This window comes from Runella defluvii, from assembly GCF_014195535.1.
Lineage (GTDB): Bacteria > Bacteroidota > Bacteroidia > Cytophagales > Spirosomataceae > Runella > Runella defluvii.
Genome location: NZ_JACIBY010000006.1, coordinates 249,522 through 274,412 on the forward strand (window position 1 = coordinate 249,522; position 24,891 = coordinate 274,412).

Sequence of the window (24,891 nt, forward strand, 5' to 3'; positions counted from 1 at the left end):
TTAAATCTGGGAAAATCTGTGGGAAAAATTTCAGGCAATGCTCCACTACTTCAACTTCCGAAGTTTGACATTTCGGTACCAAACTGTACTTCCCCAATCTTGTAACCCAATGACACCCGTTAGCTGATTTTGAGCAATAGGTGCATTTTTCAACGGACTATTAGTTATTCGTTGCTTCCAATCAGCACTCGATAAGTCGTGTTCTTGAACCACAAAACCGTTGAGCGTAATTGTTAATTTATTTTTCCGAAACACTACGTGCACCTGATTCCATTCGCCGACAGGATTGATTTCACGAAGACGTGCATTGGCGACACCAAAGAAATCGCCCGCGCGGTGTTTGTTTTCGGCGGCACCTTCGTAAATTTTATCGTCCAACACCTGAAGCTCAAGCCCCGTATTGTGCATGTTTTTATACTGCTCCGCTTCTTTCACAAAAAAGAAAATACCACTATTGGCCAATGGACTTACTTTCCAGTCAGCTTTAAACTCAAAATCCCCCGAAACAAGCACATTTGAAACAATGTCGCCGCCATTAGGGGCTTTGTTTCCCGCGCGGGTGGGCACATCAAGCTTGAGGGCATCGCCTTCCACTTTCCACGCCGTTCCTACGCCTTTGCTACCATACGTATGCCACCCCGACACATCCTTCCCATTAAACAACAGCTCCCATCCTTGTTTCTTTTCTTGGGACGAAAGGGCATTTTGTGTTTGGGCTTGAGCGGCCCAAGTTCCCATCAACAGGGCGAGCGAAAGTACTAGCTTATACATCGTTAAAATTAGTTTGACTGTTGCTATCCAAAGCCAAGAAGCAGACTATTTTACTTTCGTGCATTTCTTGCGACATTTGCGCCCAAACAATTTCAAGATACTTTTCACTATGTTTTCTGCTGAACAACTACGAACTTTTACCAAAAATATATTCCAAAGCATCGGTTTTTCGGAAGAAGATGCCACCCTAGCCGCCACTGTCCTCATTGCCGCCGACTTACGCGGGGTTGACTCGCACGGCATCGCTCGTTTGGCAGGTTACGTACGGCTGTTTGACCACGGACGGCTCAACCCTACCCCAACCATTAAAATTGTACATCAAACCCCCAGCACCGCCGTCGTCGATGGTGACGCTGGTGTCGGGCTGGTTGTTGGGCCAAAAACCATGGAAATTGTCATTGAAAAAGCCAAAAACGTCGGTTCGGGCTGGATTTCGGTGCAAAACTCCAACCACTTTGGTATTGCGGGCTACCACGCCATGCTTGCCCTCCCCCACGACATGATAGGCATGGCCATGACCAACGCCGCCCCGTTGGTTGCCCCCACGTTTTCATTGGAAAAAATGCTCGGTACCAACCCCATTGCCGTGGCCGTTCCTGCCCATGAAGAGCCTGCCTTTGTCGCCGATTTTGCCAGTACGGCGGCGGCTTACGGTAAGTTTGAGATTTTGCAACGCAAAAACCTGCCAGCTCCCCTTGGCTGGGCGCAAGATTCGGCAGGCAACATCACGACCGACTCCAACCCCATCAAAAACGGCGGGGCATTGCTTCCACTTGGCTCTGACCGCGAGCACGGTAGCCACAAGGGCTACGGATTAGGGGCGATTGTAGATATTTTTTCGGGCGTATTATCGGGGGCTAATTACGGACCTTGGGTACCACCTTTTGCTACGGCAGGCTTTATGAGTGCCAACGAAGGGGTAGGAAAAGGAACTGGGCATTTTTTTGGCGCGATGCGGATAGACGGTTTCCGCCCTGCCGACGAATTCAAAGCCCACATGGACACGTGGATTCGCCGTTTTCGCTCGGCCGAGGCCGTTGAGGGCAAACAAGTCTTGATTCCTGGCGACCCCGAACGCGCCATCGAAGCCGACCGCCTCGAAAACGGACTCGATTTGCTCGACCCCGTCGTACAATCTCTGGAAGAACTTGGCAAACGATTTGGTGTTTCTTTATAATCAACCTTTATGAAAAAACTATTTTTCACCCTGACGATTTGCAGTCTAGTGACGCACATCGCCTGCGGACAAACACCCAACTATTTTCCGCAACTGACCAAAATTCGCGTCGATGGCGGTATGAACCCTGTGGTATTTGGCTACGACAAAGCTACCATCAAGCTCAGTCGCAAAAAATGTACGCAGTTTCCCAAAAATAGCCCTTGGTATTGCCCCGACCCCGACGCCCCTGTTTATGAACGGTTAGCGATTTTTAAACATCCGCAAATCAGCGATTCGTTGTATGTGTTGTTTTCACACGGACCCAGCGAAGACCCCAATTTTATGATTGCGACCAAATCGGGCAAAACCCTCGGAACGGTCAATGGATTGCAGCTATTCCTGACCAATAGCACCACTTTTTACGTCAGCGGACATACCAATAATTTGTTTGATAAACGTCGGAAGTTTCAAATCAAAAACGACACCATCGCCGAAATCACCCAACCTTTTTACTACGTGGGGTTACAATCAGTGGCGTTGAAAGAGCTTACGTTGTACAAAGACAAAACCTCCAAAGAGGTAGTAGCAACCCTCCCCAAAGGCTACAAAGTCGAAGTAGTAATGGCCGAATTTGGCCGCCCTGATTTTGAACTAGAAGAACATTTTCTGGTTCGTACCGATTTTGGGCTTATCGGATGGCTACGTCTCAACAAAAACGAACCGTGGGAAAGTTACATCAAAGGACTGTTCTTTGCAGGAGATTAGTTTTTTGTAGTAAAACACCGCTTTGTCCACAAAGACTTCGGCTATTCACCATTTTAACGTATCTTTGATGTATGCGTCAAGATTATCTATCAGGAAATAAAGAGCCGCTTTCGCCCATCGAAAAAGAAATTGACAAGGCATTACGGCCGTTGTCATTCAGTGATTTTGCGGGGCAAGACAAGATTCTTGAAAACATTCGGATCTTTGTAACGGCAGCCAAACAACGGGGCGAACCACTCGACCACGTGCTTCTTCACGGGCCTCCAGGTTTGGGGAAAACAACCCTTTCTAACATCATTGCCAACGAATTAGGCTCTACCATGAAAACATCGTCGGGGCCTGTATTGGACAAACCAAGCGATTTGGCGGGGTTGCTGACCAACCTCCAACCGAACGATGTGCTGTTTATCGACGAGATTCACCGCCTCAACCCAATTGTGGAGGAGTACTTGTATTCGGCCATGGAAGATTATAAAATCGACATCATGCTCGATTCTGGGCCGAATGCGCGGAGTATTCAAATCAGCTTGAATCCCTTTACACTTATTGGTGCTACTACCCGCGCGGGCTTGCTTACGTCACCTCTACGAGCTCGTTTTGGAATCAATTGCCGCCTAGAGTATTACGATGCCCAATTGTTATCATCCATTGTAAAAAGGTCTTCTGCCATTTTGGGCACACCGATTGAAGACGATGGCGCCTTTGAGATTGCCCGCCGTAGCCGTGGCACGCCGCGTATTGCCAATAATTTATTACGCCGTACCCGCGACTTTGCCCAAGTAAAAGGCCAAGGACGCATCACGGTTGAGATAGCTGAGATTGCCCTCAAAGCCCTTGATGTGGACCAGCATGGCCTCGACGAAATGGATATTCGTATTTTGAGTACCATTATTGATAAGTTTAAAGGTGGGCCCGTGGGAATTACAACCATTGCAACCGCTTGCGGCGACGAAGCCGAGACGATTGAGGAAGTTTATGAGCCTTTTTTGATTCAAGAAGGATTTATAAAACGTACCTCACGGGGACGAGAAGCCACCGAAAAAGCCTATCGACACCTAGGAATTGTCCCTAAATTTAGGACGGGCGACCTATTTGGCTAGTCTTTTTTTAGAAAACACTTGTTATTTTTTTGAAAAATTACGACTTTTGCACCCTCATTCTGAAAACAACAATTGTCATGGCCAGAGTTTGTGAAATTACGGGCAAAAGAACACGAGTTGGTAATAACGTATCGCACGCTAACAATAAAACCAAGCGTAAGTTTTATCCAAACTTGCAAACAAAGAAGTTTTTTATTCCTTCTTTGAATGAGTGGGTAGAAATTAAATTGGCTACTTCAGCTCTTCGTACTATCAATAAAAAAGGTATTGAAGCAGTTTTGAAAGAAGTAGGTGCGTTGTAGTCATACACGACCATCTTTTGCAAAAGATTTAACCCCGCGACGGCGGGGTTTTTTGTTGCCCTTTTGAGCCAAAAAGTTAAGATAACGAGTGTTTGACGGAATAATAACCCACAAACCCGTATCCCAACACCAACATGCTGTGCAGCCCAACCAACGAGTAAGTCTGCCAATATAAACCCAGGGCAAGGCCAAAACCAAAGTATAAAACCAAACCTAGCTCCAGCCAAGTAAGCAGGTTGAGGCTCCGAACGAGGTATTTTTTTTGCTGCCAATTTCCTTGATGTTGTACAATTCCCCATTTAGGAGTACGGACAAAAGGCGTTTTTTTTCCAAAATATCCTTCAATTACCGCAATCGAATTATGCAGCGAAAGCCCCATGATAACGGACAAAAACAAGGGCAATTGCCACGCTAGTTCAAAAAGCGATTTTCGGCCGTAGTGCGTTGTGCCATAAAATCCAAGAAGAATAACAACACTCAGTTGAAAAAACTGAAAAATCCCCAGTACCGAATTAAAACGCGGCGACTCGTGCGTGATAAGTAAGGCAGGAATACTCAGCAGCGCCATTACAAACACCGCAATAAACACGCCGCTGTTGAGTAAATGAAACGCTGCATGGGTTTTTGTAGAAAATCTAAGCGCCTCATTTTTAAATACTTTCCACAAATTTTTGCGAGCACATTCGGCAGCACCTTTCATCCAACGGTATTGCTGCGACTTAAATGCGGGCATGGTTGCAGGCAACTCGGCAGGGCTTTCTACCTTTTCGAGATACACAAACTGCCACCCCCGAAGTTGGGCACGGTAGCTCAAGTCGAGGTCTTCGGTGAGGGTATCCGACGACCAACCACCTGCGTCGGTGATACAGCTCGCTCGCCAAACGCCTGCCGTTCCGTTAAAATTGATAAAATGTCCGTCGGCGTTGCGGCCGCCCTGTTCGACCACAAAATGCCCGTCTAACCCAAAAGCCTGAAGTTGCGTAAGTAACGAGTACGATTCGTTGAGGTGTCCCCAACGGGTTTGTACCACCCCCACCGAAGACGAGGAAAAATGAGGCAGTGTTTTTTGTAAAAAATCGGGCGCAGGAATAAAATCAGCGTCAAAAATCGCAATAAATTCAGCTTGAGTAAGCGTCAGTCCGTAGGCCAACGCCCCTGCTTTGAAGCCTTCACGCTGAGGGCGGCGAATGTGCGAAATGGCAAACCCTACTGATTGATAATGCGCTACTTTTTGGGCGATAAGCGCAACGGTCTCGTCCGTGGAATCATCCAATACTTGAATTTCAAGCAATTCTTGGGGATACTCAAAAGCGCAAACAGCATCAATGAGTCGTTCGATGACGTAGCGTTCGTTGTAAATAGGGAGTTGTACACAAACTTTTGGCAAGCTAGTTAGCAAACTCAGCTCCTCTATCGGTGCTTGACGGTGCCAATAACTCCAAACCAAACTCAGCTGTGCGCAACTGTACAAAAACAGCACACAGGTGGGGAGGAGGTACAACAAAATCACCAAAAATTCCATACGCAACGCTACATCATGAGTTTGCCTAAAACGCCAACTTCATCGAGGTCTGAATCAGGTTAGTGCTACACTTTGCGATAATCTTTTGGTCAGCATTGGTAATCCGTGCTTCGCAATGAATCACATTTTTACCCGCGCGAATTACTTCCGCTCTAGCGGTGAGTACGTCGCCGACGCGAGCGGCGTTGAGAAAATCACAGTTGAGGTTGACAGAAGTATAGGCGTATTCGCGGCCTAGTGTAAACACCAACATGCCCACAATATCGTCCATAATAGAAGCCGCCGCCCCGCCGTGGAGGGTCATCATGGGGTTGGTCATGTCTTCGCGTACGACAAACTCGACGACCATTGCATTGGATTGAATATCAACAAGTTTACCGTTAAGCCAGCGCCCAAGCCCCGATGGGCTTTTGGTCATTTGTTGGCCGATTTGAGAACGAAAAAAGTCTAAACGTGGATTGGTTTCGTTAGTCATGAAGTTGTTGTGAGTGGAGAATAATTCACTTTACTTGTTGCAATGCTGCTAGGTACTTGTTGGCTAAAACTTCGCGGTCAAAATGGGCTTGGGCGTAGCGGTAGCCGTTTTGCCCGTGCTGTTTTGCCAACGATGGATTATGTAAATATACACGAATTTTGGCGGCAAAATCGGCTGGATTTTCGGGTTCAACGTACAAACCTGCATTGGCGTCTTCCAACAATTGCCTCGAAACACCGTCAATGGCCATTAAAATAGGTTTTTGGCAAGACATATAGTCAAAGGTTTTGTTAGAATAAATGGTCTTAAATGTATCTACTTTTTTCAGAACTGACGCCCCTGCGTCGGAAGCCAAAATGTATTTAAACACATCTCGCTTGGGAACAGAATCAATAAAACGGACATTCGTCAGGCCACGTTGCAGAGCATCAGCTTTTAGTTCAGCCTTGAGCATTCCATCCCCAATCAGCAAAAACAAAACGTTGGTATCACGCAGCAATTCGGCCGTGTCAAGCACCTGAACTAAGTGATTGGCAACCCCGTGCGCACCTACGTAAGTTACCACAAAGTGCTGCTCCAACTGCTGTTCACGACGAAAAGCGGCAACATCGAACGTTTGGAGCAATTCTTCCGACAATGAAAAGTCAGCGGCGTTGGGAATAAAGATGATTTTTGACGGAGAAACTCCTTTACTGGTAATCAATTTATCGCGAAAAGCGGGAGTGAGTACATTGATAAGGCAGGCTTTGCGGTACATCAATTTCTCAAACCAATAGGCAAATTTGATAAGTATGCCGTTGGTCAAGACACCCGTGTCGATGGCGGATTCGGGCCACAAGTCGCGGATTTCAAAAACAAAAGGAGTCCGTTTGAACAGTGACAGGACGTAGGCCGTGATTCCTACAAAAAGAGGTGGCGACGTCACCACAATAACATCATAATTGCCACGGGCATAGCGAAGGCCACCCCAAATGCTCGAAAATGTAAACGAAAAATACGCCCACAGCCGCCCGACAAAGCTTTTGTTATACGACTCCGAAACGTGGCAACGAATGACGTCCACGCCGTCTTGGTTGGTACTGCGGTCAAAATATTTCCCATTGTATTTGGCAGGACGATGCCCCATGTAATGCACCATGCCCGCAAGCACAATGACTTGATGTCCCGATTCTTGCCAAAACCGACTCATTTCGTTCCAACGCGAACCTCCGCCGTCGTTGTCTTCCAAAAAATATTGGTGAATTAGTAAAATTCTCATAAGTTGGTGCGAAGATACAGTAAAGTCCTAAATCTTAAACCTATGCCTGCTCAACCTACCTTTGCTCCCCGAAATAACCAAATCTTTCAGACTCCACGCCAAGGGGCATTACTCGATGCTCATGCCCACGTTGCGGTGGTGGGAGCAGGCGTTTTTGGGGGCTGGACGGCCTTGTGGTTACGCCGTTTAGGATTTCGGGTAACGTTGGTTGACGCTTGGGGGCCAGGTAACTCGCGGGCAAGCTCGGGCGACGAAACGCGGGTCATTCGCTCCACTTATGGTGCCAACGAAACCTATTTCGACCTCAACGTACGGGCCATTGAGTTGTGGCGCGAACACCAACAAAAGTGGGACAAAAAAATGTTTTTCAACTCAGGTGTACTGTGGTTTTGTTACGATGAAGCCCCCGAAATGATTGAAGCGACGTTGCCATTTATGAAAAAACACGGTTTAGAATACCAATATCTATCCAAAACCGAAGCAGCACAACGCTATCCTCATATTGCTACCAATGACCTACACCACCTCGTTCTCGACCCTCATGGCGGCTACCTAAAAGCCCGTGAAAGTTGCCAAACGGTACTCGAAGCATTTGTACGAGAAGGAGGAACCTATGTGAATGCGTTGGTTCAATCCGCCGCGATTGAAAACGGTAAGATGACAACTTTATCTTTGTCCAACAGCACGCGGCTGTCGGCTGACGCATACGTATTTGCCTGTGGTTCTTGGCTAGGGCGACTGTTTCCTGATGTACTTGGAGCAATCATTACGTGCACCAAACAAGAAGCCTATTACTTGGGAGTACCTGCGTCGCATACAGCGTATTTTGACCAAATGCCCGCTTGGATTGACCTCGATGGGGACGATTTTTATTACGGAATTCCAGGGAATGCGTACCGAGGCTTTAAAGTTGGGGTTGACAAACGAGGGGAGATTTTTGACCCCACCGACGGAGAACGTGTAGCAAATGCGGAGGTATTGACCAAAGCACGGGCTTTTATGGCACACCGTTTTCCCGCGCTAAAAAATGCTCCCTTGGTCGAAAACCGCGTGTGTCCTTACGAAAACTCCCCCGATGGCAACTTCATTCTGGATACGCATCCTGAGGCCGAAAACTGCTGGTTTTTGGGAGGAGGTTCTGGACACGGTTATAAGCACGGCCCCGCCTTGGGCGAACTTGCAGCCGATATTATTTCAGGGAAACGCCCCCTAGAAAATCTCTTCCGAATGCGAGAGTAAGGGATTATAGTAGGTTGCTCACAACCAGAAGAAAACCGCCAGTTCAGCCGCAAGGGCGGGTTGGGAGCAACCCGCTACACAGTGTACCCTTTTGCGATGATTGTCTTGACAGTTTTGGTCGCATTGCAGAAGGGGAAAGTAACAGAAGAGGAGCTTTTACAACAAAAAGTAGAATTGCTCAAGCGGTTGGTTAGTAAGGGTTTTAGTCGAGCAAAGATAGAGGCGTTGATGGGATTTTTGAAGCTTTACGTACGTTTTGGAAAACGGGAAAATGATGTTAAATTTGACGAAGCGATAGAGTTATTGTTAAACAAACCGAAAGAAACGATGGGGATTGTTGAATTTGTGTTGGAGCGCGAACGTCGCTTGGGAGAAAAGCGAGGGTTAGCCAAAGGGGAGAAAAAGGGGGTAGGAAAAGGCATAGAAACTCAAAAGCAGCATTTTGTAAATACCCTGCTGGCTGAAACGGACTTTGATGATGCTAAAATTGCGTCGTTAGCTGATGTATCTGTTGAAACTGTGCAAAAGCTTAGAAATCAGGCCAAATAAGCTGCACGAGTGCTTCTGATTGCTCATAACCAGAAGAAAACCGTTAAAAATTCAACGGATCGAGGTTCTTAAAGTGACCATTCATGCGGATACGTTCTTTGGTACGCTCCATTTCTGACATTACGGGAAGTACTTTATTCAAATGCCGTAAAATATATTGTTGGCGTTCTGGTTCCGAACGAATCGTCAGCAAGTGATATTCTTCTTCCTGCGATAAACCAATTTTATGCGCAATTTGGTACGAAAAAGGCATTACATCAGGGTTAAAATCGACCTTCGTTTGAAGTAGGGTATAAAGGCGGTCGAGTTGAAAAAGCAATTCAGGAATCGCGCCTTGTAGTGACTCAGGCTCTTCAAAAAAATCAACCTCTCCTCCCGAATACAGTTTTCCTGCCACTGGATTTTGTAACGTAAGTATTCTAAAAACCCGTATTCCTCGCGTCTTGATGTCCATCCGACCATCTTCGTGAAATTTGGCTAGGCGTACAACTTCCATTTCGGTTCCGTAACCTGGGAGTTTGTTGCCAATGAACGTAGGAATCCCAAATGTTTTCTTTTCCTCTATACATTCCGTAATAAGCTGACGGTAACGAGGCTCAAAAATGTGCAGATTGAGATTCTCGGTAGGATAAGCTACCAAGGCCAAAGGAAAAAGCGGGAGAAAACGTTCCATACGATTACGACACTGCCAGTGAATAGACAGAAATGTTAAAAAACAGTTGTAACAAATGTACTTCTGCTTTTTGAAAATTTCCTACTTTTAAATTTACATTTTAACTCACTGTTTATGCGTATTGTTGCTACTGGTTTGATTTTTTGGACATTGGCTATTTCTTCTTTTGGTCAAAAAAATACTACCCCAACCTCTTACTTTCCTCCTGCTCACACGTGGGCACAAAAAACACCCACCGAACTGGGTTTAAATCCTAGCAAATTGGCCGAAGCGATTGCTTTTGCGAAAGCATCCGAGTCTAAAAACCCGCGAAGCATGGAGCAGTCACACTACCAGACTTTTGGAAAAGAACCTTACGGATTTGCCATTGGCCCCTTCAACGACCGTGGCGACCAAACAGGCATCATTGTTTACAAAGGGTATATTGTGGCGCAGTGGGGCGAACCCAACCGCTGCGATATTACGCACAGTGTCACCAAGAGCTTTTTATCCACAGTGGTGGGACTGGCGGTGGACAAAGGTCTGATTCGTAGCGTGAACGACACGGTAGCGGGCTATGTTCCCCCCATCGAATTGTACGGACAACCTGTGCAGCGCCCAGCCGAAGAGTTTGGCAAATCGGAACTTCTAAATTTATTTGATACACCCCACAATCGCCGCATTACGTGGGACCACATGCTACGCCAAACCTCAGATTGGGAAGGGACGCTTTGGGGAAAACCTGACTGGGCCGACCGCCCCGATGCCGATGCGTCGAAGTGGCTGACGCGTCCTCGGAATGCCCCTGGCGCAGTATATGAGTACAACGATGTCCGCGTAAATGCACTGGCATTGGCTGCCACGAGCGTTTGGCGAAAGCCTCTGCCTCAAGTACTAAAAGAACGAATCATGGACGAAATTGGGGCGTCAACTACGTGGCGCTGGACGGGCTATCGCAATGCATGGATTGTACTTGACGGGCAGCCTGCTCAGTCGGTAAGTGGCGGCGGGCATTGGGGAGGAGGAATGTTTATCAATGCCTACGACATGGCACGCTTCGGATTATTAACCCTCCATCGTGGACGCTGGAACGGTAAACAATTGTTATCAGAGCAATGGGTGAAACAAGCCACAACCCCTACAACAGCTCAACCGACCTATGGGTATATGAACTGGTTTTTGAATACCGACCGCAAACCGCTTCCGAGTGCTCCAGCGAACGTTTATTACCACGTTGGTAACGGGACAAATATCGTTTATGTTGACCCCGACCATGAACTCGTGATGGTCGTTCGCTGGATTGAAAACTCGTCGCTTGATGGGATTATCAAGCGTGTGTTAGAAGCTTTCTCACGGTAATTTTTGGTTATCGAAGTAGCGTCACCGCCCCTCGTTGAGAAATACGAGGGCGGTCGGGGAAAAATTTAGACTTAAATGAGACCACGTAAGGATAGGTCATCGGAGGATAAAACGTACCTCGGTATTTTCCATCCCACTTCTCGTTCATATCGTTGGTATAAAAAATGACTTCGCCCCAACGGTTAAAAATCTTCAATTCAAAATCGCTCAAGTGGTCGCCATACACATCCAACAGGTCATTTTGGCCATCTCCGTTTGGAGAAAACGCGTCAGGGATAAACAATCGAGGCTCACACCGCACCACCACTTGCACTGAGTCGGTCACTTCACAACTCGCTGGGCTGGTAATGCTTACTCGGTACGTTCCAACCTGATTGACGGTGACCCGCATCGTTGTTGCGTCAAGAGGCGGAAACCAACGATAGCGTAAATTGGGCGTAGTAGGACGAATAATTAACGTCGCTGTAGCACCCACGTCCAAATCACACAAACCTATATCGCGGTTTAAATCATAGACGGGGCGCGGCGCCAACGAATACACAAAATTGTCGGTATCGGTACAACCCGTCACGGAGTTGGTCACTGTCAATGAATACGTTCCTGCTCGACTCACCGTGATTCGGTTGGTCGTTTCTCCCGTACTCCATTGGTATTGATTTCCTGCAATATTGGGAAGGGTTGGCACCAACAAAGCCGTATCTCCAACGCACTTTTCACGATCGGGGCCGAGGCTCAAGAATTTTTCTGGGATGACACCCACCGTTATGTCGCGCAGGGTCGTATCGCACCCACCCGCATCGGTTACCAGCACGTTGTATTTCCCTGGCAGCAAGTTGCTGATTATCGGCGCATTTGTGCCCACGGTGCCGCCCGTGGCATTGGTCCAAACATAGCGCGTAGGAGTTCCTGCAAGGGTAGAAAGGTTGATAGCCCCTACATTAGGCTCTTTACAACGCGCATCGATCACCGTCGGTTGCAGTCGTAGGTTTTTGACCACCCGCAAGGTAAACGACGAATCGGTGGCACAAACCGTTGGGTTACCCGTCAGTCGAACCTTGTACGTTCCTTCTCCTAAATTCGCCAAGCTACTTCCTGTGCCCGTTAGCGGGGTGTCATTGGGTTGGCCAAACCAGCTAAACGCATAATTTCCCGCAGGCGTAATACTCCCGATCACAATCCTACCGTCGCGCGTGGTACAGCCCGTGGGTGGAGTAAGCGTCGCTTGCATTCGTGCCTTGGGTAAGGCTCGAACTTGAATGGTATCTTCATTTACACAGGCTTGAGGAGTGCCCGCATTGATAGTCACTTGAACTGAATATGGCCCTGGTCTGCTGACCGTGATGGTCTGTGAAGTTTCACCTGTGCTCCACTGAAATTTATTCCAATTTGTAAGAGAAGGTTTTCCATCTAATACGACGGTTCCGCCTCCAACACACAAACTGGTATCACGCAATACATACGCGGGCGGTCTTCGCATGGTTATTTGCGTAACTCCTTGTACCCGACACTGGCCTTCTATTCCATTGGCAGCAATCACCCGATACGTTCCAGAACCCCCATTGGGTTGCAACGTAATCGTTTTTGTTCGACCAATCACCGCGCCATTCCTCAGCCATATATACTGTTCGGCTTGCACGCCCGCATCCAGCACCAGTCGATTGACGCAGGTATCAATAGGCGACCTCAAGTTAATCGGGTCAGGGGTAGCTACAATCGTGAGTCGTTGGGTAATGGTAGTGTCTTTACAGCGGTTGACCAAACGTAAACTCACGGTGTAGGTACCTGGGTTTCGGTAGGTATGCTGTACTTGTTGGTTTTGGCCAACGATTGGCGCAGAGCCATCCCCAAAATTCCACGTGTATGAATCTTTAATGGGGTCGCAGAGAGGGGACGCTTGGAAATTGGTCGCTTGGTTGGAACAGGTATCCGAATACGTAAAACCTGGCCCAGAGGACTCTTGAGTAAAGTTGAAGACAAAGTTGGGCAAGCCTATTTGGCTGGTTTTTCCTCCCAAATTAATCCCCCTTTCAACAAACCGTACTTCGTCCTGAGAATCTTCGTCGGGATAGTTAATGACCCCCAAATACTGACTGCCTTTGATAGCCATGTAAATACGCCCATCTGAGCCTACTTGCAAAGCGCCATACACTTGCGTCGCCGAACTGTCGATGAGTATTTTGGAATCGGCAATGCGGGCAGAGTCACCCAAACTAATGTCGTACTGATAAAGACGCGACAGGGTGGTATCACTGTCATCTTTTTGCAGGGTGACGTACATTTTGGTACCATCGGGCGAAAATTCGACCCCGTATGCCTTGGGCGGCGCAGGGCCTATGTCAATGGTCAAAGGCGCTGAAAGCCTCCCCGACGAATCGCTAAAAGTATAAATCTGTACCAAGTTTTTGGGTGGCCCAGGTACGACCATCGCCAATCGTCTCGAACCCGTACTATCTTGGGCCGAAAACTTCATGTATCCCTCTGCTTGGCTAGGTGTATTTTGGAGCGTTCCCAACGGATAAGCCGTAGGCCCTTCAATACCCGCTTTGGTTACGTGATATACCTTGAAAGCGTTGCTATTATAATCGTGGGTTACTACCCAGTAGGTCGAATCTTGGTCGTTCCGAACCGACGTAATACGTTCGGTTGTATTGTCGGTTAGTACTTGATTTTTTTCTACAATTTCTCCTTTTCCTCCGTTACGGCGCATATCGACGAGGCTATAACTGAGTTGTTTTTTGCCATTAATGTCAGAAGTTGTAAACACGTAGTATAAGTATTCACATCCTCGGCAGGTGGGTTTGGGCACAATCAAAGCCGATTGGGTAGAATTCGGGCTTCCTCCCAAAGGCGTAGTCGTTCCATCTTTGGAAGGCATCAATGCACCCCCTTTGTCATAAATGCTTATCCCATCGGTATAAAACAAGAGTTGTCCTTTCGAATTGGCAATTGACGACGTCCCTTCTGGCGTATTCAGCTGACCATTGGTGAGGGGGGTTGGACTGCCGCCCGAAAAATCCAAACCCGCATTGTTCCCAAAATACCACTTTGCGCCTTCTTGACTACTTTGTTCCAAACAAACCTTCACGTTAATGCGGTCTTCGTAGGTACAGCCTTCGGCGTTGGTTACTTCTACCGAATAACAGCCCGAGCTGTCCACGCGCATGGTTTGGGTAGAATCTCCGTTGGGAAACCACAGGTACTTCGCTCCCGAAGGTGCATTGGAGGGATAAGGATTCAGGATTAATTTCCCCAAGTCTTCCTTACAAATCATCGTATCGCGCCGCCATCCTGGAAATTGTGGCGGAGGCACTCCGATGTTAATGGTTTTTGTTACTGTCTGCGGTACCCCATTTACCGTCCGCGTCAACGTCACGGTATAAGGCCCAGGCGTTTGATACAAGTGCTTGGCACTGACTTTGGTAGAGGTATTTTGGGTACCGCTGCCTGGGTCGCCAAAATCCCAAAGCCAAGCCGTAGAAGTTTTGAGTGTGTCCGAGAACGTCACAGAATCACTCTTACACTCAACATCTGGAATACACAGTTTACCTTTTACGTCAAACTGAGCGTGTACTTGGGTAGGCAACGCCATTCCCAACGCCCATAAGCCGATAATAACAAGAAATATGTAGGGTTGCTTTCTCATTGGTTTAGTCTCTTTCTCCTCTTCCTCAAATCTTGTGCCTAATTTCAACGTATTATGTTGTTATCTTGTTTACGCAAATTTCGTTGTTTACGCTGCGTTTCTAAGCAAAATCTAATCTCAAAGGGGGTAAGTCTTACTAAAAACGAAAAAACCTTACCGAAAATTTTGTCGCATTTAACGGTAAGGTAATAAAATATACAATCCCTCGATAGGAGTTCAACTCATTCTTCGTAATTGAGGTCTTTGGTGAAAGTTTCTTCCAAGAAATACAGCGATGCCAATGCGATGATTACCGTGACTGTTCCGATCACTACGGCGCTGTTGATGATGCCTAAACTAGGTTTTAGAGCGACAAAGGCCGACGTAAGAATGATGGCGGTTCCACGTACCACATTAGGCACGGAGGTAGCGACCGTTGCGCGGAGATTTGTCCCAAAAAGCTCGGCTGCAATCGTGATAAAAATCGTCCAGTAACCGTTACAAAAGCCTAATAACACACAAATTACGTAAAACGAATCGACGCTTTTGACGGGGAATAGCAGATACGTAAGCATAAATACGAACGAAAGCAGGATGAATAGTCCCATGACCTTTTTGCGGCTTTTGAGGTACTGACTCACCAATCCACTGACGATATCCCCAACAATTTGCCCCGAAAAGGCAAACATGACGCATTTTCCCGCTACAATCGGTTCGGTTAGTCCGACGGCTTTGCCAAATTCTGGCGAGAAAGTCATCAAGACACCCGTCACAAACCACAGGGGAATTCCAATCAGAATCGACAGTATGTATTTCGTAAAACGGCGTCGGTTATTGAACAACATCAAAATATTGCCTTTTTGGACTTTCTGGGATTTTACTTTTTCAAACAGGCCAGACTCAAACACATTTAAGCGTAAAACCAACAGCACTAGCCCCATCCCTCCACCGACAAAATACGACACCCGCCAGTCGAACCAATCAGCCACAAAATTGGCCATGATGGCGCCCACCAGCCCCATTGTCGCAACAACGGTGGTGCCATAGCCCCTGATTTCTTTGGGCAATACTTCTGACACAAGCGTTATTCCTGCGCCTAACTCGCCCGCAAGGCCAATACCCGCAATGAAGCGCAGGAAAGCATATTGCTCAACGGTTTGGACAAAGCCATTGGCAATATTGGCCAGCGAGTACATTAAAATTGAACCAAAAAGAATAGAAAGACGGCCTTTTTTATCGCCCAATATACCCCAAAACACACCACCAACCAGCAAACCTGCCAACTGCGTATTGAGTAAGAAAACCCCTTCTGGAAGAAGCTGCTCGGCCGAAACGCCCAAAGCTTTGAGGCTATTGACGCGTACGACACTGAACAAAAAGAGGTCGTACATATCTACTAAATATCCCAGTGCGGCAACGATAACGGGAATTTGGACAAGGTGCTGTAAGGTGGATTTCTGCGACATGATTAAGGTTTAAGGCGAATGCTCAAAAAAGAAAACAAACCCTAAAAATTACTCTCCTTGCCCCAAAACGTCCGATTTTTACCACCAACCTTCCCCGTCGTCTTTCCACTTTTGTGTCATCATTCACGCACAAAATTTACTTCATTCGTATGCAACGTCGAACATTTCTTTCTGCGGCGGTCGTAGCTACTGCTGGCAGTTTTGCCCCCAAATCGTTTGCCCAAAGTAACCCTAAACCTTTCCTCATCAAAAATGGCGAAGCTCGTTTTGGGGTTCATACACCCTACAAAGGTATCAACCCCAACGATGTTAAAATTTCGGGAAAAGATACCAATGGACAATTGGCTGTTTTTGAGTATATTGGCCATGTGAAAGAAGGTCCCGTACTGCACGTACACAACGACCAAGACGAAATCTTTACCGTGGTAGAAGGAAGCTATCGGTTTCGGGTGGGCGAAAAAGAAGAGGTTTTAAATCAGGGGGATACGATATTTTTACCCCGAAAAATACCTCACACTTGGATTCAACTTAGCGACAAGGGCAAGTTGATTTATATGGTGCAACCAGCGGGAAAAATGGAAGAATTTTTCTTGAAAATGAATGAATTGAAAGCGCCGCCCACTGAAGAGGAGTTTCAACAAATCACCATGGCGCACGGCATGAAAAATGTAGGACCACCTTTAAGCCTCGACTAAAATGGTTATTCTGAAAGACGTTTTACCCAGTTTGCATTTGCAAGAATACGTCCGCAAACATCAAATCATCCGATTTAAGTTTGGGACAAATGAGGTATTGCCTTTCAAAGCCTACGTGCCCCGCCCCGAACAGTGTTTGGTTTTTTATTTAAGAGATTTACAAAACGTAGGTTATTCCAACGATGTACCACTGCAAAAGCACCCAAAATGTACCCTCAACGGCCAACATACACTGCTGACAAACCGATACATTGGACGCGATTTTTGGGCGTTGCAGATTGTGTTACAACCAACGGCTTTATTTCGACTCACGGGTCTTCCTTCTTCCGAATTGACCAATACCTTTATTGACGCAGAAGCGATTTGGGGAAGTAATATTCGTTCGGTTCACGAAGCGATTTCCAATTTAGACGACCCTTTTGGGGCTATTCGGCTGGCGGAGCGTTTTCTGGAAGAGTGTATCAAAAAATCAAAACGCCCGCTGCTCGGAATTGATAAAGTGGCACAAGTGCTTTTATATCAAAACAGAGCCCCCGTCATGGATTCTTTGGCCAACGACGCCTGCTTGAGTGTACGCCAGTTTCACCGCGTCTTTACCGAACGAGTCGGCGTGAGTCCCAAAACCTTCGACCGAATTACGCGTTTTGAAAAAGCCGTCAAATTCAAAAATGCCCAACCTCACAAAGATTGGCTCACGATTGCGCTCGAATTGGGCTATTACGACTATCAACATTTGGTACGCGACTTTAAAGAGTTTACGCACCTGACGCCCAACGGTTTTCTGATTGCCGAAGGCAAAGCCCCCGAACGCGCCTTTGGCGTGGCAGAAGTGTAGTCTAAAACGAATACCCAACGGCAATGTTGAGTACCAAGTTTTCTTTTCGCCAGCTACGGCTTCCAAAATCCATTTGACGAATGACCCAGCGGTCGGTTTCGGGAAGCCAAGGCTTGCGAAGGGGTGTCGCTAAATCAAAACGAAGCAACAAAAACGGCAAGGTCAGGCGCAGGCCAAGCCCCGCTCCTACGGCTACTTGTTTGTAAAATTTATTGGTAAAAACGGCATTGTCTTCGGGGAAATAAAACGAATTATCGAAATTTCGATACATCCAGATATTGCCCGCATCGGCAAAAAGGGCCGTTTCGATGTACTGATTTACTTTAAAACGAAGTTCGGTATTGGCTTCCAGTCGAATGTCCCCAAACGACGTAAAGCCAAACAAGCTCAGCGAGTCGGGCTGGTAGCTTCCTGGCCCAACGGCTCGCCCACGAAACGCCCTAATGCCGTTGCTTCCACCCGCAAAATATTGTTTAAACTGAGGCAGGGCAAACGAGTTTCCGTAAGGGATTCCGACCCCTCCAAGGAGGCGATTAGCCCAACGGATGGAAGGGGTAAAATCGTAGTAGTACCGCATATCTGCGTCGAAACGCGCGTATTGTTCGTACGGAATCCCAAACACCAAACCCACTTCTTGGCGACCTTTGGAAATGAGCCCCGCTACATTGCCCGCAATATCAGCCCCTGCGTTCAACACAAACTTTCCTTTACTACCAAAAGCAGGCTGAGGGGTAAAGCTGAAGTTGTACTGCGCCCCCAAAATGAGACGGTTTTCGAGGATACTAAAATACCGAAGTAAGTCTTGCAAAGGAATAGTAGGCGAAGTAATGCTATCCACCAACGCCTCGCTGATGTTTCGGGGCTTGACAATGTTGAGCGAAATCGGCGTAAACGAATGTTCTATCCGCGTGCTTCGTCGCCACATGTAGCCCCAGTTAAGTTTCACCGAGGTTTGGGTATAAAAATCTTTTTGAGATAACTCTTCGTACCCTACCGTCAGTGTTGTTTTGGGTAATGTTTGATTTTTGGCGGGATTCATTCGGTAAAAAGGCAAGACAAAACGCGGGAACGACAACTCGCCTTCTACGCTGGTTCGGTAATAATCCCGCACTTTTATATTTCGCTGACTTCCCAGCTGTACGTCTATCCCTGCATTGGCCGTTAGGCGTAGCATTTCCGCCCCCCGAAACAGGTTTCGGTTCATCCACGTCAGGTTTAGCTGCGACCCTGTCAGGTTGTTTGACTTCGTAACGGCACTTAATTCTGCCCGCAGCGATTTCTTTTTAAGCGGTGTCAAATAATAATACACATCCAACAAAGCCGAATCGGAACGAGGAAGCAATTCAAAGCGGTTTTTAACAAATTTAAAGTTCTTGAGGTTGATTAACCGCGACAACGACACATCTTGTATATCGCTGCTATATATTGCTTTAGGACGAAAACCAATGGCATCGGCAAATGTCCGAACACGGTACGCCCGCGCAGGGTCCACTATCTGAAAACCACGCCGATACACCGCCCCCGCTAAGGTATCAGAACGCAGTAGGCCATTGTCCGAAATGACATAGACATTTTTAATAAAATACCTTTTTAGGGCCAACTGAGTTGTGTTGGGTTTTAGCTCCACGTACAGATTCACCCGATTACGCTTGAGGTTGGTATCGGCCTTGACAATGAGGTAGTCGGGACGAAAGTAATAAAACCCAACGCGTTTCAAATCTCGTTCAATCCGCTGGCGCTCGGCCTCAATGACCGAAAGCTGGTAAGGTTGCCCAGATTTTAGCAGGGACGCTTGGCGGTTTTTGAGAAATTCTCGGGTAAAACCTCGGCCCGTATTAGAATCTACAAATTCGACGTTTTCAATCAAATACCGTGGTTTTAGTGCAACCGTATAATGGGCTTTGGCGGTGCGCCCTTTTTCAACCAACTCACCCGAGGCTTCGGTGCGGAAATACCCTTCATTTTGGAGGTAATTCGTTACGATTTCGCCGTTTGCAGTAACCGTCCGACGACTTGCCAACACGGGTGGCTCGCCAAAGCGCTTCCGAAACCACCCGCGAAAACTCTTTTCTTTGGTAGGCTCACCCATAAAATAATAAAACCAAACTTTGTATGGGAAACCCAACAAACTGCTGTTTGGCGCAGGCCGAATCAAGGGTTCTACCATTGCCTTCACCGCCTTGGCATCTTTGGCCGATACTGCCGAGTCGGCCACCACTTTCACTTCCGCCCCCATGTACAGGCTCTCTCCCGCAGGCAAGTGCTTCGATACCGAGCAGCTACTCAGCACGATTCCAACCATAAAAAGCCAGACAGCCGTGATTCTTGACATGTATCTTTAATTTGAGAACCTATTTTTTGAACATTTCTTTGAAGGTTTCGTAATCCAAAACAACGGCAAAACTCACGCCTGTTTCTACAATAAATCCTTCTAATACGGTTTGGTACTGATTTTTTCGATAAGCGCGAACCGCATAGCGCCCGTCGCGGGTTAGGTTATAATTGATGTTGACGTTATCGACCAATTCGGTGGATTTTTGGGTACGGTTTCCGCTTTCAATCTCAAAGTTTCGGCCCACATTCACCGTCAAACGTTCGTTCATAAATGCTTTGCTCAGCCCCACGTTCAAGTCGGTTTGGCCTGCACTGCCGCTTCCCGTTGCCACGGCAGTCGAGTTTACATCAAAATTGAGTTTAACTCCTTTGATCAAATCCGAAGCCAACAAGTTGAGTTGGTCGGTCAGAAGCTTACTCACGCTTTGGCGGGCGATTACTTCGGGATTGACCGACGAGAAGAAATCAGACGACTGTTCTCCCATAAATTTATTCAAAACCAGCAAAGAAAACACCTGTTTATTCATCTGAACGGGGTCTTTGATGTTGTTAAAAACCCCATCTTCTTCGATGCGGCTACGCACGTTGGCCGACACCTTGGCGGGGTCGGGACGCACTTCAAAGCTAATTTGTGGATTGCTAAGGCTTCCTTGCATTTTGAGCAATACCTCAAGCGGCACTTTGCCAAACTGCGCGGCTTTGCCTTGAAGGGGAGCCAAATCGGCAACGACGGGGTACACCGCTGTAATGTCCACGTCGGCCTTCATAGGGTCGCCCGTCCAGAGCAGGCGACTTCCTTTTTGGATGGTAAAGTCTCGTTTTAAAATTTCAAACGTAAGATTATAAGACCCTTGGGTAAGTTCATACAATCCCAAAATATACGGTTGTCCTTCGGGTGTGATGCCCGCATTGAGCTGCGCATTGCCTTTTACTTTTAGGTTGTCTCCGTTCAGTTCATCCACCACAATGGTCAACTGAGAGCGATCGTCGGCTTCTAAGTTGAGCGAAATCCCTGCCCCAAAAGCCAGGGGCGCGGCCGTTTCGGCACCTGTAGTTGGGGTAGCAGTGGTGTCCGATTTATTCACAAATTCGACAATCCCTTCCGTACTTGCCTTGCCCAAATCATCGTCAGGCATAATGACCGTAATATCGCTTCCTTGTTTGAGTTTGACCGACCCATCAATCGTCGGATTGGTACCTACGCCTTCGATGTGCAAGTTGGCGTCCACGATGCCTTTGCCGTAGAAGAAGTCATTTTCTTTGCGTGAGGCGTTCAATACCGTAAAGTCTTTTCCTTCAATCGTCAGGTTATAGGCTACGTTCGGTAGGTTAGCCCAATTGATTTTTCCGTCCACCTGCAAGGGTTGGTTAAGGGTATCTCTGACCACAAATTTTTTGAGGAAAATATCAGAATTAGCAAACTGCAAACGGCTGTTGGGGATGCGGTACGTAGCACCGAGCTTGGTTATGTTAAAGGCCACACTGTCAAACAGCGCCTCCCCTTCTACCTGCGGCTTATCGGTCGCTCCTCGAATGGTGGCTTTTCCTGACAGTGCCCCCGTAGCGCGACGAAGCTGTCCTGCGCTAAATGCCTCAATCGTCTGCGCTCCAAGCTTACGAATGTCCACCTGCAAATCGAGCGGTGTTTTACTTTTCAGCAGGTAGTTTCCCGTCAAACGCACATCGTTTTGAGGACTTTTTAAGGTCGCTTCCGCCACAATCTTAGACGCCGATTCGTTGGCCGCTTTGATTTTCAAATCTCCGATTGGGATATTGGTGTATTTAAACCCTTCAATGCCCAAGTCGCCCGTAAAGACGGCAGACTCGGTATAATTTTGTAGCAACACATTTCCTCCCAACTTACCGCTTACCTGCAACGAATCCATCACCAAAGAGGTCAGTGAGCCCAAATCAAGGCTATCCATTTCAACCCGCAAGGGGCCGTTGGGCGTATTGGTTGTGGTGTTAATGAGCAGTCGTTGGCGGTCTTGTTGCAAACCAAATTGTTTGACCAACAATCCTTCTTTGCCAAACTGAACGTATCCATCAGGCGCTGCTTGCCAAGATTTATAGTCAAGCAACAGGCCATTTGGTACAAGTTGTAAGCGATACGCATTGCCCACGCTTGCCAGTGTGCCTGCCAATTCGTGTTGTTTTTGGTATAATGAATCTTTAAACGACGCCTTAAAGCCCACCAAGCTATTAGCCACCTGACCTTCTACAGCTGCCCGTTTGATTTGGTAAGTATCGTACAAAAAGTTGTCCACATGCCCCACGTAATTGGCCTGATTTTCGACTCCTAACACGCCAAAATCGGCATTTTTAACCACCATGCTATCGTACTCAACGTGCGGTGCCGAAATACGCGCCAACAAAGTAGTGTCGCGCTGGCTGTCCAAATACACCGAAAAACGAACCGTATCCATTCGAGTCAGTTCAGGAACAAATACCTGAATCGCAGGGTGATTGGCTATTTTTCCGTCCATCGACAAGCGATACGGACTGGTCACAGGTTTGTAAGAGACATCGGGAAGGGCAAAGTAACGATTGATTTCAGTCAACACCACGTCGGCCAACTGCACATAGCGAAACGTACCCGTCGCTTTGGCTTTCAAGAAAGGGGCATCTATCCGCGCCAAGCGCTCTCCCTGCTGATTATCGAGCACGACTTGAATAGTTTGCAGGGGGATGGTTTTGCCTTTTTGTACCAAAATCCCGTTGGTAATTTGGAACGTTCCGCGTGGGTCTTCGGGGTCAGTAGAAGTAAAGTTGGCGTTTATCCCCCCTTTGATTTCCAAATCTTCTTCGTACAAATGAAGCGGTTTTAGGCGCAGCGTTAGGATGTCTAATTGGGATGAAAACGTGGGATAGTCCGTCCGCAAATCTGCTTTGGCAACCAATGTCAGGGTCGCGTTGGAATCAGCAATGGCGGCTGTTAGGTCAGCGACTTGCTCCTGCACACTCCCTTTTAGTGCCAAATTTTGATAAACATAGCCTTTCACATCGGCCTTTTCAACGACACCAGTCAAGTCTGCTTGGAGCGTTTTGGGGTCAATGCCTTGACCAACAACCGTTGCTTTGAGCGAAAGTTTTCCCAACTCCGAAGGCGGTTGTTTGAGCCATTTTCCTGCATCAAATTCCTGCAAAACAAGCGTTCCGTCGTAGCTTTGTTGACGGCCTTTTACAAAATTTTTGAGGTTTCCCGCAAAGGTTGCATTCCCTCGGTCGGAGGCCAATTGGGTATCCAACTGCAAGTTGTCTAAGCTCCCTTTCACTTTGCCCGATAAACGCAGGTTTTCGGGCAATTCGATGGTAGCAGGCAGGGCGCTATCGGGCAAAATCCGCTGCAAATCTCGCCGCGAAGACGATAAATCAGCAATGTTTAAGTCCAACGCCATTCGTTGCGGGTCGGGCAAACCCTTAATTCGTCCATCGGCCCGTAAATGGGTCGTTTCTAACGTACTTATGTCAACTCCTTTTAAGCTCAAATCGTCGATTCGGCCTTGTACAAGGCCATTAAATTTGACGATGGCCGCAGGATTTTTGGCAAATGGTGGAGTTTTGCGCAGCGAAGGTACCCAAGCAAGGACGTCTTTAAAACCAAGTTGGCTTTTGGTCAAACGCACGTCAACCCCCACTTTTCCTATGTTTTTTGAAAAATCATCCAACGACGCATAGCGCAGCACAACCCGATCTTGAAGAAGTGTCTCGTTGGTTTGCAGCAGCAGGTTTTGTAGTGATACTTCACGGGGCGTATAGACAAAATCAGCACGAAGTTGGCGCACCACTCCGCGTCGTTTTTCTACCCAACTCCCCGACTTCAACTGCCCCGAAATGCGCTCGGGGGCAAACAAAAAGCTGTCCAGTTGGGTTTGGAAACGCTGGAGTTCTACGACAAAATCACCCGAACGAAAAGTAATGTCGGTATTTTCAATGCCTAATTTATTGAGGGCAACCAGCGGTTTGGTCAAAAACAATTTTTCAGCTTCGACCTCTATTTTTCCAACGGTGACGGCGGTTTTTATTTGTTGTTTTTCGTCTTCATACACCACCCGATAATCGGCTAAGAGCAGCGTTCCCAGCTTCAAATCAAGCGAGTCAGAAGCAGGAGCCGAGGCCGCCGTCTTCGTCGTATCTTGACGAAGGGGTTGGTACATTTTCACCGTCATATTTCCCGAACGGATGTCGGTTTTTGACAAATGATAGCGGTTCAGAGAAGGGTTAAAAGCCGAGAAACGAACGCGTGCGTCGGGCAGCGACAGGTCGGCATCGGTGCCAATGACGGCATCTTGATACGACAAACGCACATTCCGAAGCTGAATCGCATCCAGTCGCATATCCAGCGGTGCTGTTGTGGTGTCGGGCGTTGTATCTTCCGATGCAAAGGCTTTGGCGACAAAGGCAAAATTGAACGTAGTATCAGGGAGTGTACGGTAGGCTTTGAGGCGAATATCTTCCAGTTGGATTTCGTTGATACCCACCCGACTTTGCAGCAAGCCCCACACGTCTAAGTCCACGTATAGGCGCCCCCCTGCAAGTAGCGTATCACGCTTCAAATCCTCCACATACACCCCACGTAGTTCAATCCAGTCGGGCAATGAAAAGCGGGCTTGGGCTATGTCCACTTTTGTATTAAGCTTTTTACGAAGGTACGACACTGCTTGTTGGGTCAGCCAGTCTTGGCCCGAAGTAGTTTGTAGCCAAACCACCCCCGAACCGACCACTAGCAGTAGCCCCAATACAACAAACAATATGCCTCTACCTACTTTTTTCACTCAATACCCCCTT

General features: G+C 47.5%; 18 protein-coding genes. 9 read left to right on the forward strand and 9 right to left on the reverse strand.

All coding sequences use genetic code 11. The features are described from left to right. Nucleotides 1-45: 45 nt before the first annotated feature. On the reverse strand, nt 46-771 hold the full coding sequence (locus tag FHS57_RS16055; protein ID WP_183975361.1) for a 3-keto-disaccharide hydrolase: 726 nt from the start codon (nt 769-771) through the stop codon (nt 46-48). 109 nt (nt 772-880) lie between these two features. Here FHS57_RS16055 and FHS57_RS16060 point away from each other — a divergent pair, with 109 nt between their 5' ends. The 4 genes from FHS57_RS16060 to rpmB all read left to right on the forward strand — a co-directional run bounded on the left by FHS57_RS16060 (nt 881) and on the right by rpmB (nt 4,097). Beyond that, a complete protein-coding gene (locus tag FHS57_RS16060; protein ID WP_183975364.1) occupies nt 881-1,948 on the forward strand; it encodes an Ldh family oxidoreductase in 1,068 nt (355 codons plus the stop codon). A gap of 9 nt (nt 1,949-1,957) precedes the next feature. Further along, nucleotides 1,958-2,695 carry a hypothetical protein gene (locus FHS57_RS16065; RefSeq protein WP_183975366.1) on the forward strand — a complete coding sequence of 246 codons (738 nt, stop codon included), beginning with the start codon at nt 1,958-1,960 and terminating at the stop codon, nt 2,693-2,695. 71 nt (nt 2,696-2,766) lie between these two features. Next, nucleotides 2,767-3,795, forward strand: coding sequence for a Holliday junction branch migration DNA helicase RuvB (ruvB, locus tag FHS57_RS16070; RefSeq protein WP_183975368.1), 1,029 nt, complete (start codon nt 2,767-2,769; stop codon nt 3,793-3,795). A 77-nt stretch (nt 3,796-3,872) separates the two neighbouring features. Continuing rightward, nucleotides 3,873-4,097 (forward strand): 50S ribosomal protein L28, encoded by a 225-nt coding sequence (gene rpmB / locus FHS57_RS16075; protein ID WP_028525126.1) that lies wholly within the window; start codon nt 3,873-3,875, stop codon nt 4,095-4,097. Nucleotides 4,098-4,173: 76 nt separating this feature from the next. Here the strand turns inward: rpmB and FHS57_RS16080 are convergent, their stop codons facing one another. The 3 genes from FHS57_RS16080 to FHS57_RS16090 are packed head-to-tail and all read right to left on the reverse strand — an operon-like array spanning nt 4,174 to nt 7,352. Further along, the gene (locus FHS57_RS16080; protein WP_183975752.1) at nt 4,174-5,619 is read right to left on the reverse strand and encodes a cellulose synthase family protein; all 1,446 of its coding nucleotides are present in this window, start codon (nt 5,617-5,619) and stop codon (nt 4,174-4,176) included. Between the two features lie 25 nt (nt 5,620-5,644). Further along, complete coding sequence (locus FHS57_RS16085; RefSeq protein ID WP_183975370.1) at nt 5,645-6,094, reverse strand: PaaI family thioesterase; 450 nt, start codon at nt 6,092-6,094, stop codon at nt 5,645-5,647. 25 nt (nt 6,095-6,119) lie between these two features. Further along, nucleotides 6,120-7,352, reverse strand: coding sequence for a glycosyltransferase family 4 protein (locus FHS57_RS16090; RefSeq protein WP_183975371.1), 1,233 nt, complete (start codon nt 7,350-7,352; stop codon nt 6,120-6,122). A 42-nt stretch (nt 7,353-7,394) separates the two neighbouring features. Here FHS57_RS16090 and FHS57_RS16095 point away from each other — a divergent pair, with 42 nt between their 5' ends. After that, nucleotides 7,395-8,591 carry an NAD(P)/FAD-dependent oxidoreductase gene (locus tag FHS57_RS16095; protein WP_183975372.1) on the forward strand — a complete coding sequence of 399 codons (1,197 nt, stop codon included), beginning with the start codon at nt 7,395-7,397 and terminating at the stop codon, nt 8,589-8,591. A 123-nt stretch (nt 8,592-8,714) separates the two neighbouring features. Continuing rightward, nucleotides 8,715-9,140, forward strand: a complete 426-nt coding sequence (locus tag FHS57_RS16100; RefSeq protein WP_221225643.1) for a hypothetical protein — start codon at nt 8,715-8,717, stop codon at nt 9,138-9,140. A 43-nt stretch (nt 9,141-9,183) separates the two neighbouring features. Here the strand turns inward: FHS57_RS16100 and FHS57_RS16105 are convergent, their stop codons facing one another. Beyond that, entirely contained in the window at nt 9,184-9,813 is a 630-nt protein-coding gene (locus FHS57_RS16105; RefSeq protein WP_183975376.1) for an LON peptidase substrate-binding domain-containing protein, read from the reverse strand. Nucleotides 9,814-9,927: 114 nt separating this feature from the next. Between FHS57_RS16105 and FHS57_RS16110 the strand changes: the two genes are divergently transcribed. Further along, a complete protein-coding gene (locus FHS57_RS16110; protein WP_183975377.1) occupies nt 9,928-11,151 on the forward strand; it encodes a serine hydrolase domain-containing protein in 1,224 nt (407 codons plus the stop codon). A gap of 7 nt (nt 11,152-11,158) precedes the next feature. Here the strand turns inward: FHS57_RS16110 and FHS57_RS16115 are convergent, their stop codons facing one another. Beyond that, nucleotides 11,159-14,794: a T9SS type B sorting domain-containing protein gene (locus FHS57_RS16115; RefSeq protein ID WP_183975380.1), complete on the reverse strand. Its 3,636-nt coding sequence runs from the start codon at nt 14,792-14,794 to the stop codon at nt 11,159-11,161. 221 nt (nt 14,795-15,015) lie between these two features. Further along, nucleotides 15,016-16,239, reverse strand: a complete 1,224-nt coding sequence (locus tag FHS57_RS16120; RefSeq protein WP_183975382.1) for an MFS transporter — start codon at nt 16,237-16,239, stop codon at nt 15,016-15,018. A gap of 149 nt (nt 16,240-16,388) precedes the next feature. On the opposite strand from FHS57_RS16120, the gene FHS57_RS16125 reads away from it, so the two are divergent. Then, nucleotides 16,389-16,934, forward strand: coding sequence for a cupin domain-containing protein (locus FHS57_RS16125; protein ID WP_183975384.1), 546 nt, complete (start codon nt 16,389-16,391; stop codon nt 16,932-16,934). A gap of 1 nt (nt 16,935) precedes the next feature. After that, nucleotides 16,936-17,769 (forward strand): helix-turn-helix domain-containing protein, encoded by an 834-nt coding sequence (locus FHS57_RS16130; RefSeq protein ID WP_183975386.1) that lies wholly within the window; start codon nt 16,936-16,938, stop codon nt 17,767-17,769. Nucleotide 17,770: 1 nt separating this feature from the next. On the opposite strand, the gene tamL is transcribed toward FHS57_RS16130, so the two are convergent. Together tamL and FHS57_RS32075 are read right to left on the reverse strand one after the other, a co-directional pair. Continuing rightward, a complete protein-coding gene (gene tamL, locus FHS57_RS16135) occupies nt 17,771-20,101 on the reverse strand; it encodes a translocation and assembly module lipoprotein TamL (protein WP_183975388.1) in 2,331 nt (776 codons plus the stop codon). A gap of 19 nt (nt 20,102-20,120) precedes the next feature. Further along, nucleotides 20,121-24,878, reverse strand: a complete 4,758-nt coding sequence (locus tag FHS57_RS32075; protein ID WP_183975396.1) for a translocation/assembly module TamB domain-containing protein — start codon at nt 24,876-24,878, stop codon at nt 20,121-20,123. Nucleotides 24,879-24,891: the final 13 nt, after the last annotated feature.

Coding starts and splice junctions, on each gene's coding strand:
- FHS57_RS16055 (WP_183975361.1), bottom strand. CDS start 771: ATGTATAAGCTAGTACTTTCGCTCGCCCTGTTGATGGGAACTTGGGCC.
- FHS57_RS16060 (WP_183975364.1), top strand. CDS start 881: ATGTTTTCTGCTGAACAACTACGAACTTTTACCAAAAATATATTCCAA.
- FHS57_RS16065 (WP_183975366.1), top strand. CDS start 1,958: ATGAAAAAACTATTTTTCACCCTGACGATTTGCAGTCTAGTGACGCAC.
- ruvB (WP_183975368.1), top strand. CDS start 2,767: ATGCGTCAAGATTATCTATCAGGAAATAAAGAGCCGCTTTCGCCCATC.
- rpmB (WP_028525126.1), top strand. CDS start 3,873: ATGGCCAGAGTTTGTGAAATTACGGGCAAAAGAACACGAGTTGGTAAT.
- FHS57_RS16080 (WP_183975752.1), bottom strand. CDS start 5,619: ATGGAATTTTTGGTGATTTTGTTGTACCTCCTCCCCACCTGTGTGCTG.
- FHS57_RS16085 (WP_183975370.1), bottom strand. CDS start 6,094: ATGACTAACGAAACCAATCCACGTTTAGACTTTTTTCGTTCTCAAATC.
- FHS57_RS16090 (WP_183975371.1), bottom strand. CDS start 7,352: ATGAGAATTTTACTAATTCACCAATATTTTTTGGAAGACAACGACGGC.
- FHS57_RS16095 (WP_183975372.1), top strand. CDS start 7,395: ATGCCTGCTCAACCTACCTTTGCTCCCCGAAATAACCAAATCTTTCAG.
- FHS57_RS16105 (WP_183975376.1), bottom strand. CDS start 9,813: ATGGAACGTTTTCTCCCGCTTTTTCCTTTGGCCTTGGTAGCTTATCCT.
- FHS57_RS16110 (WP_183975377.1), top strand. CDS start 9,928: ATGCGTATTGTTGCTACTGGTTTGATTTTTTGGACATTGGCTATTTCT.
- FHS57_RS16115 (WP_183975380.1), bottom strand. CDS start 14,794: ATGAGAAAGCAACCCTACATATTTCTTGTTATTATCGGCTTATGGGCG.
- FHS57_RS16120 (WP_183975382.1), bottom strand. CDS start 16,239: ATGTCGCAGAAATCCACCTTACAGCACCTTGTCCAAATTCCCGTTATC.
- FHS57_RS16125 (WP_183975384.1), top strand. CDS start 16,389: ATGCAACGTCGAACATTTCTTTCTGCGGCGGTCGTAGCTACTGCTGGC.
- FHS57_RS16130 (WP_183975386.1), top strand. CDS start 16,936: ATGGTTATTCTGAAAGACGTTTTACCCAGTTTGCATTTGCAAGAATAC.
- tamL (WP_183975388.1), bottom strand. CDS start 20,101: ATGTCAAGAATCACGGCTGTCTGGCTTTTTATGGTTGGAATCGTGCTG.